This window comes from Luteibacter sp. PvP120, from assembly GCF_054055715.1.
Window position 1 is genome coordinate 156,235 of the sequence record NZ_JBSRXP010000005.1, and the last position, 12,101, is coordinate 168,335.

Consider the following 12,101-nt stretch of genomic DNA (forward strand, 5'->3'; position numbering starts at 1 on the left):
TAGGTGCAAGCCCGGCCCCGCGCCGGGCATCTATTTGCAGTACAGGGTCATCTGGGCCTGGGTGGTTTCCACCTGGCGCTTCTTGCCGGCGTCGTCGAGTGGCTGGGTGCCGCCCTTGCCGTCGTCCACGGAGACGACCTGGTCCTTGCCCAGCACGTCCATGTTCTTGCGCAACTGGTCGCACAGCCTGGCCCGGTTGGCCGGGTTGTCGGCCACCGGGCTACCCGGCGGCGGAGGCGTGCTGGCAGCTTTCGCGGGTGCGGCCGGTGCGGTTGAGGGTGCGGGCGCTGCCGCGGTGCCGCTGGTCTTCACGGTCTCGTACTTCACCTTGCCCGGGGGCGGCGTGTCGGCGTAGTGCGTGACGCCCTGGGCGTCCTTCCACTTGTAGGCCTGGGCCATCGCCAGGGGGCAGGCCGTGACGAGGATCGCGAGAGCGAGGCAGCGGCGCATGCGTGGTTCCGGCAGGGGAAGGGTGGCGCAACAAGTATCACCGGGCCCGCGCGCGTGCAAGCGACGACGCCTGGGCTACACTGATGGCCCACGTTACGGCTTTGGCTATGAGCGATTCGATCCAACCCCGGGGGCCGCGACACCGCGGCATCTATCTGCTGCCGAACCTGTTCACCACGGGCGCGATGTTCTCGGGGTTCTACGCGATCGTCTCGGCGATCGCCGGCCACTACCAGACGGCCGCCCTGGCGGTGTTCGTCGCCGCCATCCTCGACGGCATGGACGGCCGCGTCGCTCGGATGACCAACACCCAGAGCGAATTCGGCGTGCAGTACGACTCGCTGTCCGACCTGGTCAGCTTCGGCCTGGCCCCCGCGCTGGTGCTCTACACGTGGGCGTTGTCGTCGCTGGCGGATTACGGCCCCGTCTGGGGCAAGATCGGCTGGGCGGGGGCGTTCATCTACGCGGTGTGTGCCGCCCTTCGGCTTGCCCGTTTCAACACGCAGGTGGGCGTGGCCGACAAGCGCTATTTCCAGGGGCTGGCCAGTCCCGCTGCGGCGGGTCTGTGCATGTCGTTCGTCTGGACGATGGCCAAGTTCGACGTATCGGGTCCGTCGGTGGCCTTCTTCGCCTTGCCGCTGGCCGTCATCGCCGGGCTGTTGATGGTCAGCAACGTGCGCTACTACAGCTTCAAGGCGTGGCCCCAGGGCGACCGCGTGCCCTTTATCTGGCTCATCGCCGCCGTGCTGGTCGTCGTGCTGCTGGTGATCGACACCGCCCGCGTGCTGTTCGCGGTGGCCGTGTTCTACACGGTGTCCGGTCCGGTCATGACGTTGTGGGGCCGCGCCGCGCACCGTCGTCGTGTGCGTCGCCACGCCAGGACGACGGGGGCTCCCTGATGTCGGCCGTGCCCGTCCGCCATGCGCGCTTGCTGAAGGTCATGGGCGTCACGCCGTGGCGTCTTCGGGCGGGTGAGATGGCATCGCGTTCCGTCGATGCCATCGAGGGTGAGGGTCCGGCGACCACGGGAGAGCGTGCCACCTGCGTCGTCATCCTGCCCGCGGGATGCACCGAGCGCGAGCGGGACGTGGTCGGGCATGCGTTGCGCGCCTTCGGTGCGGTCACGGCTCGCGCAGCACGCCTGGAGGTTGGCGCCGCCGGCCTGGGGCACGTACCCGCGGCGGCCACGTACCTGGTCTTCGGCGATGCCCAGGCGCGCGCCCTCGGCCACCAGCTTTCCGCCGCACAGCAGGGCGCAGCGCAGATCGTGCTCGTGGACACGCCCTCGCTCATCCTGACCGATGCCGCCGCCAAGCGCCGCCTCTGGAACGGCCTGCGCGCCCTGGGCCGCGCGTTCGCACGGAACTGATCCGCCATGGCTGCCGTCACCCGCCCGTCCACCGAAGTCCGCGTGATGCGCCGCGAAGACCTCGATGCCGTGGTCGCCATCGAACATGCGTCCTATCCCTTCCCTTGGACAGCGGGCATCTTCCGCGACTGCCTGCAGGCCGGGCACAACTGCTGGGTGCTCGTGCACGACGACCAGGTGGCCGGCTACGGCATCCTGTCGGTGGCCGCGGGCGAGGCCCATGTACTCAACATCTGCATCGGCGACGCCTGGCGCGGCCTGGGCTACGGAAGGCGCATGATGCGCCGGCTGATCGATCTGGCCCGGTGGTATGGCGTGGAGCGGGTGTTCCTCGAGGTGCGCCCGTCCAATCCCGCCGCCAAGGCCTTGTACGACTCGCTGGGTTTCCACGAGATCGGCCGCCGGCCGGGCTACTACCCCGCGGAAGGCGGCCGCGAAGAAGCCATCGTCATGGCCTTCGACATGCAGCGCCCCGCCTAGTCGAAGGCTCAGCCCTCGCGCAGCAGGGCCATCGGCGAGGTGTTCAGCACCCGTCGCGTGCCGAACAGCCCGATCAGCATCACCACGACCGCCGCCCCGGCCGCCGTGCCGATCAGCGGCCACAGCGGAGGAACGAAGTGCTCGATGCGGAACACCGCCTGGCCCATCCATAGCCCCGCCCCCGCCGCGCCCAGTGCCGCCGTCAGCCCCGCGACCAGCCCCAACAGCGCGAACTCGCAGGCCGCCGCCGCGCGCAACTGCGTGCGCGTGGCGCCCAGCGTGCGCAGCAGGGCGGCTTCCTTGCGGCGTTCCTGCGCGCTGGCGGCCAGCGCCGCGGTGAGCACCAGGGCGCCTGCGAGCAGGCTGAATCCGAGCACCCAGCGCACCGCGCCACCCACCCGGTCGACGATGTCGCGCACGCGATCGAGCAGGGCATCGACATCGATCAGGCTGAGGTTGCCGTAATCGCGCGACAGGCGCGCCAGCTCGTCCGCATGGCCACGTGGCAGGTAGAAGCTGGTCAGCCACGTGTGTGGAAGGTCGGACGCGTGGGCCGGATCGAGCATCAGGAAGAAGTTGACCCGGAACGAACTCCAGTCAACCTTGCGGATGCTGGTCACGCGAGCGTCGATGCTGCCTTCACCCACCTCGAAACGCAGGGTGTCGCCCAGCTTGAGCTGGAACCGGTCGCGCCAGGACGTATCCAGCGACACCTCCGCCTGCGCGGGTGCGGGGCCTGGCCACGCACCGGCGATCACCTGGTTGGACGGCGGCAGGTCCGCGCTCCACGACAGGCGCAGCTGTTGGTCCGCGGCATCGCGCGCCTGTGGGTCGGCGAACGTCAGCGTATCCACGGCGTGGCCGTTGATCGCCGTGAGCTTGCCCACGGCCAGCGGCATCATGTTGCTGCGCGTGGCGCCCATCTTCGCCAGGGCATCGGTGAAACCCTGGCGCTGGTCGTCCTGCAGGTTGAGCGCGAACCAGTTCGGCGTGTCGGCAGGAAGCTCGCGTCGCCAGCCGTCCAGCAGCGACGGTGCGATCACCGCCAGAAGGAGCAGCGCGCACAGGCCGAGAGACAGCGCCGTGGCCTGCACCAGCGACAGGCCGCGGCGGCGGGCGAGCGCGGCCAGGCCGAGTCGCAGAGCGGGATGCGCACCCGGCGCCACGCGACGGGCGATCACCAGCAGCAGGGCGGACAGCAGGGCCGCGACTACGGCCACGCCGGCCAGGCTGGCGGCAAGGATGCCGGCCAGCTTGGCCGAGTCGCTCTGTACCCAGACCAGCGCGATGGCGGTCAGCAACGGGATCAGGTACAGCATGTCGAAACGGCGCACGCGACGCTGCATGGACTCGCGGAACACCGCCACGGGCGGCACCTCCGCGAGACGGACCAGGGGCGGCAACGCAAAGCCCGCGAGCACGGCCAGGCCCATGGCGGCGGCTGCGAACGCGGGGCCGAGCGGCAGCGTGGTCGGTATGTTGTCGAACAGTTGCTGCGCGAAATACCACGCGCCCTGGGCCAGCGCGAGGGCAATCACCATGCCCAGCGCGGCGGCGGGCAGCGCCAGCGCCGCGAGGGTGCCGACCAGCAGGGCGGCCACCCGTCGACGGGGGACGCCGAGCGCGCGCAGCAAGGCCACTTCGGAGGCCTTGCGCCGTGCATAGCGCGACGCCGCGAGCGCGATCGCCACGCCAGCAAGCAGGGCGGAAAGCAGGGCGGTCAGGCGCAGGAAGGCGCTGGCCCGGTCGAACGCCGAGCGCATGCGCTCCTGCATCTTCTCCGGCGTGACCAGCTCGGCGCCCTGGGGCAGCGGCGAGGCTTCCAGCGTGCCTCGCCAGGTCGCCACGGCGCCGGCGGGGCCGGACACCAGCAGGCGATGACGGGCGCGACTGCCGACGGAGAGCAGGCCGGCCTCGCTGGCGTCGTCGAGGTTCATCAGGGCACGCGGCGCCAGGGCGAACAGCTCGCCGCCGTCTGGCTGGCGGAGCAGCTCGCCCGTGACGTGCAGGTCCTTGCCGCCCACCTGCACGGTCTGCCCCGGCCGGATGCCCAGCCCGACCATGGCGCGGTGATCGAGGAACAACTCGCCGCGGCCGGGCCCGTGCGCCACTCGGCTGCGCCCGTCCGCACCGCGCACTTCCAGCGTGCCACGCAACGGATAGGTGGCATCGGTGGCCTGCACCTCGACCAGCTGGCTGCGCTCGCCGACGAACGCCACGCTACGGAACGAGGCGCCGCGCGACACGGTCAGGCCGTCATCCTGCGCGGCACGGAACAACGGCTCGGGCAAAGGTGCCGGGGCGGTCACGCCGAGGTCGCCGCCGATCAACTCGGCCGCGCTGGCGAGGATGCCGCGCTCGATCCGCGTGGACAGCGTGGCCACCACGCCGAGTGCGATGACCGCCAGCACCAGCGACGCGGCCAGCGTACGCAGCTCGACCAGATGCCACTCGCGGCGCAGGGTACGCAGGGCCAGTCGTGTGACGTTCACGCGGCAACCTCGAGACGGCCCTCGTGCAGCGTGGCCGAGCGTGCGCAGCGAGCGGCCAGGCGCGGATCGTGGGTCACCAGGATCAGGGTGGTCGCATGCTGGCGATTCATCGCGAACAGCAGGTCGCCCACCTGTTCGCCGGTGTGCTGGTCGAGGTTGCCCGTGGGCTCGTCGGCGAAGAGCACGCGTGGCCGGTGTACGAAGGCGCGCGCCAGGGCCACGCGCTGTTGCTCGCCGCCGGACAGCTGGGCGGGATAATGGCGGCGCCGCGCCGTCAGCCCCACCGCGTCGAGCGCGGCGTGCGCACGTTCGCGCGCACCGTCGTCGCCTTCCAGCTCCAGGGGCAGCATCACGTTTTCCTCCGCAGTGAGCGCGGGCAGCAGGTGGAACGACTGGAAGACGAAGCCGACCAACCGCCGCCGGATCGCCGCGCGGGCTTCCTCGTCCACCGCTTCCAGCGCCTGGCCGTCGATCCGCACGCTGCCCGAGGTAGCGACGTCCAGCCCGGCAAGCAGTCCCAGCAACGTGGTCTTGCCGGAGCCGGAGGCGCCGACGATGGCGAAACTCTCGCCCGCGGCCACTTGCAGGTTCACGCCCGAGAGGATGTCGAGTCGTCCCTCCGGGCCGAAGACCGACTTGGTAACATCGGTCACTTCGAGAAGAACACGGGAAGAATCGCTCATGCGTCGTTGCCTGGTCCTGTTGCTATGGGTTTGCTGCGCCATCGCCTCCGCGGCGGATGCGCCACGCAAGGTGCTGGTGCTCGGGGACTCGCTGTCGGCGGCGCACAACATCCCCGTGGACGCGGGATGGGTTCGCCTGCTCGAGGCTCGCATGTCGAACATGGCGACGCCGTGGACGATGGTCAATGCCAGCATCAGCGGCGAGACCTCGCTCAGCGGGAAGAATCGCCTGCCTGCCTTGCTCAAGGCACAGCATCCCGCCGTCGTGGTGATCGAACTGGGCGCGAACGATGGCCTGCAAGGCCTGCCGTTGACGCAGCTGACGGCCAACCTGGATGCGATGGTCGCCGCCGCGAAGGCCTCCGGCGCCAAGGTGCTGCTGCTGGGCATCGAACTGCCGGTCAATTACGGCCCGCAGTACCGCGACGGGCTACGCAAGGTCTACGCGGATGCCGCTGCCCGCCACGGCGTGCCGCTGGTGCCGTTCCTGCTCGACGGCGTGGCACTCGACCCGTCGCTCATGCAGGACGACGGCCTCCATCCGAAGGCCAAGGGCGAGCCGCGTGTCGCGGAGAATGTGTGGAAAACGCTAAGCCCTTTACTTAGGTAGACGACGCCGCGTGCACGTCGTCGTACCCAGAATAAACGTTGGTTTCCGGTCTTCACGCTGTGCTCACCGGTTCGGCCGTTAACTCTTCACATTTGTGAATCAGCGAAGGAGTGGAGCGATGAGCAACCGCGATGAACAGGCAGGCCTGATCCTTCTGGTCGAAGACAACCGCCAGATTGCCGAGATGGTCGGCGAGTTCCTCGAGCGCAGGGGCTATTCGGTCGACTATGCCGCCGATGGCGTCAGTGGTCTCCACCTGGCCGTATCCAACAGCTATGACGTGATCGTGCTCGACCTCATGCTTCCTGGCATGGACGGTCTGGACGTGTGCCGCAAGCTCCGCAAGGACGGCAAGAAGTCCACGCCGGTGCTGATGCTCACGGCGCGCGACACGCTGGAAGACAAGCTGGTCGGCCTCGAGGCCGGTGCCGACGATTACCTGGTCAAGCCGTTCGAAGTGCGTGAGCTGGAAGCGCGCCTGCGCGCCCTGATCCGCCGCGACCGCCGCCAGGTCTCCTCCGAGGTGCTCAACGTCGGCGACATGACGCTCGACACCGCCACGCTGCGCCTGACGCGCGGTGGGCAGGAACTCACCGTTTCGCCGATTGGCCTGAAGCTTCTGGCCATCCTCATGCGCGAATCCCCGCGCGTGGTCAGCCGCCGCGATATCGAGCGCGAGATCTGGGGCGATACGTTGCCCGATTCCGACACGCTGCGCTCGCACCTGTACAACCTGCGTCGCGTGATCGACAAGCCGTTCGAGCGTCCGCTGCTGCACACGATCCATTCGGCCGGCTACCGCCTGGCGGACCTGGATTCCGAAGTCGCCGCGTCGCAGACGGCATGAGGAACGTGCAGGACCGGGCATAGTCGATGGAAGGCAGCAAAACGCGGGGAACCATCCGGCGGGGCTCGTTCAAAGCCCGTATCGCGGTGGTTTTCGTCCTGCAGACCCTCGTCGTCGTCATCGCATCGCTGATGGCGGCGAACAACGTGGCGCCGATCAGCGCCGCGATCGCCATCATGCTTTCATCGGGCGGCCTGGCCTGGCTGGCCGTGTCCCGTGAGTGGATGCCCGTCCAGGCACTGGCACGCCTGCTGGAAGGCTGGGACCCCGATCGCCCGGACATGGCGGGCCTGCACGAGCAAAGCGGACGCAAGTCGGACGGCGATGTGTCGCGGCTGGTGCGTGGACTGCACGGCCTTGCGTCGCGCATCGAAGGTTACAGCGAGCGCGAGCGCAACTTCACGCGTGACGCCAGCCACGAACTGCGCAGCCCGCTCACGGTCATCAAGATGTCGTCTGACATGCTGGCCGACGAAGCAGACCTCTCCGAATTCGGGCATCGCTCACTGGAACGCATCCGGCGCTCCACACGCGAACTCGAGGCGCTGGTCGAGGCCTTCCTGATTCTTTCCCGCGAGTCCGACCAGGGGCTTGCCGAGGAAGACTTCGTGGTCAACAAGGTGTTGCGCCAGGAAGTGGATTACGCACGCGAGTTGATCGCGGGCCGCCCCGTCGAACTGGTGCTGGACGAGCCGGCCACGTTTGCCTTGCATGCGTCGCCGCGTGTGTTCGCGGTGCTATGCGGCCAGCTGATCCGGCATGCCTTGCAGCAGACCGATCAGGGCACGGTGGTGGTCACCGTCATGCCCGGCAGCGTCAGTGTCATCAATCCCGCGGTGGACGCGCCGGAACCGGGCACGCGTCGGCATGCGTCGGTCAATCCACATGGATTCGACCTGGCCATCGCGCGGCGACTGTCGGATCGCTTCCAGTGGCCGTTGGAGACCCGTTCGCTTCCGGGTGCCAACCGCGTGTCCAGCGTCCGCTTCCCGCATCCACAGCCCGTCGAGGCCTGATTCCCGACTGCAGCGTGCCGAGCGCTGTCACGCAAGGCGCCGTCAGGTCTCGTCCGGCCGCTCGCGCACGGGGTGCTTGCTGAGCTTGCGTTGCAACGTGCGCCGATGCATGCCGAGGCGACGCGCCGTTTCCGAGATATTGCCTTCGCATTCGGTCAGCACGCGCTGGATGTGTTCCCACTCAAGGCGCCGCAGCGGCAGCGGGGCATCCGGTGCGTCGGCGAAGTCGTCGGAATCCAGTGGGCCGGAATCGCCGTCGAGCAGGGCGCGGACCACGGCATCCGCATCCACGGGCTTGGCCAGGTAGTCGTGCGCACCGCGCTTGATCGCTTCGACGGCCGTGGCGATCGAGGCGTAACCCGTCAGCAGCAATACGCGCATGTCCGGCACCAGCGACTGCAGTTCCGGGATCAGGCGCAGGCCGTTCTCGTCGCCCAGTTTCAGGTCGAGCACGCAGTAACGCGGCTGGTGACGGCGGGTCAGGGCACGCGCGTCGTCGGCCGTATGCGTCGTGATCACCTCGAAGCCGCGGGAGGTGAGGGCGCGACCGAGCACGCGGGCAAACGTTGTGTCGTCATCGACGATCAGCAGCGGGCGTCCGCCCGGCGGAACCAGCTCGTTCATGTGTGATCTCCAATGACCGAAAGGGGGAGGCGCAGGCGCATTCTGGCGCCGTGCCCTGTATTGCTGGCGGCAAGCTCGCCGTCGAGTCGCTCGGCCGTGGCCTCGGCCAGCGCCAGGCCGATGCCCAGGCCGGTGTCCTTCTGCGACAGGCCAAGCGTGCCCAGTTCGTCGAACTCGTCGAACCCCGGGCCTTCGTCCGTCACGACCAGCTCGAGCCAGGCACCGACGATACCGATGGACAGCGACACGGCCGTGCTGTCGTTCATCGCGGACGCGTCGGCGGCGTTGTTGAGCAGGTTGATCAATGCGTGGCGTAGCCCGGGTGGTGAGCGCAGGGCGACGCGACCGGCGCCGGGTTCCACGGAAAGGGCTACCTCGGCCTCAGGCCGCAGCAACTGGAAGCGTTCCAGGCAGCCATGGATGAACTGGTCCAGGGTAACGCGCTCCGGCACCTGCGACAGCTGTGCCTGGCCGAAGGCCACCATCTCGCGCAGGATGGTGCGGCAGCGCTCCACCTGGCCGTCGAGCAGGTCGAGATCGTCGCCCAGCGCGTTATCGCCGGCGTGCTCGCGGCGGATCTCCGGGAGCAGGGTGCGCATGGTGGACAGCGGCGTGTTGAGCTCATGCGCCGCGCCCGCCGCCTGCGTGGCAATGGCCAGGATGCCCTCATCGCGCAGGGCGCGCTCGCGCACCCGCTGCACCTCGCCCTGTTGCAGGCGGATCGCCTTGGCCAGGTTGCTGATGAACACGCCCAGCAGCACGGCCATGATGACGAAGTTGACGCCCATGCCGGCCACGTACAGGTCGAAATCCTGGCTCTTGTCGCCCAGGGTGGGCAGCGGCAGGTGGTAGGGCACCAGCAGCACGTATGCCACGCCGGTGAGGATGGCGACCAGCGATACCCCGGCGATGGACAGCGCGGCGGCGGACAGCGCGATCGGTACCAGGAGCAGGGCGACGAAGGGATTGGCCGCGCCGCCGGTGAAATACAGCAGGTAGCCCAGCACCAGCGTGTCGGCGGCGATATGCACGATGGCCTCACCCTCGCTCACCTTCCACGGCATGCCCAGCCGGAACGCCGCGGCGGCTGCGAACACGGCCAGCACGCATACGCCGATCATCAGCGGCAGCAGCGGGATGTCGAGCCGGAGCAGGGCGACGCAGGAGAGGATGGCCACGCTCTGGCCGGCGATCGCGCAGAGGCGAAGCCAGGCGAGCGTGCGCGCGAGTGCGAAGGGACCGGAGCGTGACGATGGCGAGTGCAGGGTGTCGCTCACGGTGGCAGGATCTCGTTGAAGTCACGAGGGCCGCCCGCTAGGGCGGCCCTCGTCGCGTCACAGGTCTTCGTTGTGTACCGGGGGTACCGGCGGCACGTTGGCCAGGGCATGGTTGAGCGACAGCTTCTTCATCAGCGGCAGCATCGCCACGGCGATGAGGACGCAGCCCACGCCGACGAAGCCCAGCTTGTTGAACAGGCTGGTGTAGATCCGCAGGGATTCCAGCGGATCGGTGATGTTGTCCGGGATGGCCGCATAGTTGGCGACCACGCTGCCCATGTACTGGGCCACGCCGGAGGCGACGTAGTAGGCGCCCATCATGAAGCCGCCCATGCGCGCGGGCACGTAGCGGGCGATCATCGCCAGCCCCAGGCCGCTGACCAGCACCTCGCCCAGCGAGTAGAAGCCGTAGCCCCAGACCATGTACCAGGACGAGATCTTGCCGGCGACCGCGGTGGTCGCGCCCAGGCCATACATGAAGAAGCCCACGGCCACGGCGACGAAGCCGAGGGCGAACTTGGCCGCGACCGGGAAATCCTTGCCGCGACGGCCCAGCGCGTTGTAGATCCAGACCAGGATCGGCGAGAGGATCACGATCCAGATCGCGTTGAGCGACTGGAACTGCTCGGGAATCCACGTGAGGATGTGCCAGCCGAACAGGCTGAAGTCCAGGTCGACGTTGCGCTGCGCGAACAGGTTCAGCGAGGTCGACATCTGCTGGTAGAAGATGAAGAAGAAGATCGTCTGTACCGTGAGCACCAGCGCGGCGATCAGGCCGGCCCGCTCGCCCTGCTGGCTGGAGCGGATCAGGTGCGCGAAGATGCCCAGGATGACCACGCCGGCGATATACACGCAGGCTTGTGCCACGCCCTGGTTCTGGAGGATGTAGGCCGAGGCGGCGATGATCAGGATGCCGGCACCGATGATGCCCAGCACGTTCTTCATCACCGGCGGCACCTCGTCGGGCGTCGAGCCGACGTGGGCCAGTGTGCGACGCATGAAGAAGTAGTTGACCAGGCCAAGGATCAGGCCGATGGAGCAGACGCCGAAGGCCGTGTGCCAGCCCAGTGCGTCGCCGTAATGGGCGCCGACGTAGTCGCGGATCCAGGGCGTGAGCAGCATCGAGATGGTCGAGCCGACGTTCACTGCCATGTAGTAGATGGTGAACGCGCTGTCGATCTTGACCTCGTCGCCTTCGTAGATCTTGCGCACCAGGTTGCCGGCGTTGGGCTTGAACAGGCCATTGCCGAGGATGATCACGCCCAGCGCGATATACAGGAACGAGGTGTTCTCGGTCGGAATCCACAGCAGCGCGTAGCCGACCATGAGCACCACGGCACCGGTGAGCATGGTGCGGCGGGTACCCAGGAACCGGTCGCCGATCCAGCCGCCGATGGCCGGGGTGGCATAGATCAGGGCGGCGGCCGCGCCCCAGACGAGGTTGGCGTCGACATCGGGAAAGCCGAGCTTCTTCACCATATAGGTGACCATCAGCACCTGCATGCCGTAGAAGCCGAAGCGCTCCCACATCTCGATGAGGAAGACCGTGCTGAAGGACTTGGTCTGTGAAATGGGCGGGTTCTGGGTTGCCATGTATTTTCCGGACGCATTGGAAACAGCGAACGGGCCCGCAGGCCCGCTCCCATCGCGGCGACCCTGAACGGGGCCACAGCTTTTCAAGCGTAATACAAATGCTCCGCCGGGTTGTGCTGCAGCGCCAGAGGGGCGCGGCGATTCACCACGGCAGGCCGTGGGCGACCCGGCCAGACGCCGGGCAGGCGGCCTATGGCATGATGCGAGGCTGTTTCGTGACCTCCCAGGCCGGCGCCATGTTCCCGATCCCGTTTCCCCCGTCCGCTTCCGGCGCCTGATCCCTCATGGCCACCACCGTCCCCCGCGGCCCGCGGCAGATCTTCGCGGCCTTCCAGTGGTCCATGAAGGGCCTGAAAGCGGCGTATCTCCATGAGGCGTCCTTCCGGCTTGAGGTATTTCTCGCCGTGGTCGTCGTTCCGCTGGGGCTCTGGCTGGGGCACGGCGGCGTCGAGAAAATCGTCCTGATCACCTTCCCGATCCTGGTGCTGTCGGCCGAACTGCTCAACTCCGCCATCGAGGCCGTGGTCGACAAGGTCAGTCCGGAGTTCCACGAACTGGCCGGCCGGGCCAAGGACATGGGTTCCGCCGCGGTGTTCCTGCTGCTGGTGATGGTCATGATCAGCTGGGGCCTTATCCTGGTGCCGCGCTGGCTGGGTTGAG

The 12,101-nt window shown here is 68.1% G+C and carries 13 protein-coding genes; 7 read left to right on the plus strand and 6 right to left on the minus strand.

Annotation, left to right across the window (positions count from 1 at the left end; translation table 11 throughout):
* Positions 1-30 precede the first annotated feature (30 nt).
* The gene (locus tag ACVKN3_RS11940) at positions 31-450 is read right to left on the minus strand and encodes a DUF4124 domain-containing protein (RefSeq protein ID WP_285404011.1); all 420 of its coding nucleotides are present in this window, start codon (positions 448-450) and stop codon (positions 31-33) included.
* Between the two features lie 107 nt (positions 451-557).
* Between ACVKN3_RS11940 and pssA the strand changes: the two genes are divergently transcribed.
* From pssA to rimI, 3 genes are read left to right on the plus strand one after another with little or no spacing between them, the layout of a single operon-like run.
* Positions 558-1,349: a CDP-diacylglycerol--serine O-phosphatidyltransferase gene (pssA, locus tag ACVKN3_RS11945; RefSeq protein ID WP_036143247.1), complete on the plus strand. Its 792-nt coding sequence runs from the start codon at positions 558-560 to the stop codon at positions 1,347-1,349.
* The gene (locus ACVKN3_RS11950) at positions 1,349-1,819 is read left to right on the plus strand and encodes a hypothetical protein (protein WP_285404010.1); all 471 of its coding nucleotides are present in this window, start codon (positions 1,349-1,351) and stop codon (positions 1,817-1,819) included. Before pssA ends, ACVKN3_RS11950 begins: the two co-directional genes overlap by 1 nt.
* A gap of 6 nt (positions 1,820-1,825) precedes the next feature.
* Positions 1,826-2,299 carry a ribosomal protein S18-alanine N-acetyltransferase gene (gene rimI, locus ACVKN3_RS11955; RefSeq protein WP_285404009.1) on the plus strand — a complete coding sequence of 158 codons (474 nt, stop codon included), beginning with the start codon at positions 1,826-1,828 and terminating at the stop codon, positions 2,297-2,299.
* Between the two features lie 8 nt (positions 2,300-2,307).
* Here rimI and ACVKN3_RS11960 read toward each other — a convergent pair whose 3' ends face one another.
* On the minus strand, positions 2,308-4,791 hold the full coding sequence (locus tag ACVKN3_RS11960; protein ID WP_354515467.1) for an ABC transporter permease: 2,484 nt from the start codon (positions 4,789-4,791) through the stop codon (positions 2,308-2,310).
* Positions 4,788-5,474 carry an ABC transporter ATP-binding protein gene (locus ACVKN3_RS11965; protein WP_285404007.1) on the minus strand — a complete coding sequence of 229 codons (687 nt, stop codon included), beginning with the start codon at positions 5,472-5,474 and terminating at the stop codon, positions 4,788-4,790. Before ACVKN3_RS11965 ends, ACVKN3_RS11960 begins: the two co-directional genes overlap by 4 nt.
* Between ACVKN3_RS11965 and ACVKN3_RS11970 the strand changes: the two genes are divergently transcribed.
* The 3 genes from ACVKN3_RS11970 to ACVKN3_RS11980 all read left to right on the plus strand — a co-directional run bounded on the left by ACVKN3_RS11970 (position 5,473) and on the right by ACVKN3_RS11980 (position 7,947).
* A complete protein-coding gene (locus tag ACVKN3_RS11970) occupies positions 5,473-6,084 on the plus strand; it encodes an arylesterase (RefSeq protein WP_285404006.1) in 612 nt (203 codons plus the stop codon). The genes ACVKN3_RS11965 and ACVKN3_RS11970 overlap by 2 nt on opposite strands.
* Positions 6,085-6,202: 118 nt before the next feature.
* On the plus strand, positions 6,203-6,931 hold the full coding sequence (locus ACVKN3_RS11975) for a response regulator transcription factor (protein WP_285404005.1): 729 nt from the start codon (positions 6,203-6,205) through the stop codon (positions 6,929-6,931).
* A gap of 26 nt (positions 6,932-6,957) precedes the next feature.
* Positions 6,958-7,947: a sensor histidine kinase gene (locus ACVKN3_RS11980; RefSeq protein ID WP_285404004.1), complete on the plus strand. Its 990-nt coding sequence runs from the start codon at positions 6,958-6,960 to the stop codon at positions 7,945-7,947.
* A gap of 42 nt (positions 7,948-7,989) precedes the next feature.
* Here ACVKN3_RS11980 and ACVKN3_RS11985 read toward each other — a convergent pair whose 3' ends face one another.
* Genes ACVKN3_RS11985 through ACVKN3_RS11995 form a run of 3 tightly spaced genes read right to left on the minus strand, consistent with a single transcriptional unit; the run spans position 7,990 to position 11,441 of the window.
* Positions 7,990-8,571, minus strand: coding sequence for a response regulator transcription factor (locus tag ACVKN3_RS11985; protein ID WP_285404003.1), 582 nt, complete (start codon positions 8,569-8,571; stop codon positions 7,990-7,992).
* The gene (locus ACVKN3_RS11990) at positions 8,568-9,848 is read right to left on the minus strand and encodes an ATP-binding protein (protein WP_354515463.1); all 1,281 of its coding nucleotides are present in this window, start codon (positions 9,846-9,848) and stop codon (positions 8,568-8,570) included. The genes ACVKN3_RS11985 and ACVKN3_RS11990 overlap by 4 nt, the downstream gene beginning before the upstream one ends.
* Positions 9,849-9,905: 57 nt before the next feature.
* Positions 9,906-11,441: a peptide MFS transporter gene (locus ACVKN3_RS11995; RefSeq protein ID WP_285404002.1), complete on the minus strand. Its 1,536-nt coding sequence runs from the start codon at positions 11,439-11,441 to the stop codon at positions 9,906-9,908.
* Positions 11,442-11,725: 284 nt separating this feature from the next.
* Between ACVKN3_RS11995 and ACVKN3_RS12000 the strand changes: the two genes are divergently transcribed.
* Entirely contained in the window at positions 11,726-12,100 is a 375-nt protein-coding gene (locus tag ACVKN3_RS12000; RefSeq protein ID WP_285404001.1) for a diacylglycerol kinase, read from the plus strand.
* Position 12,101 lies beyond the last annotated feature (1 nt).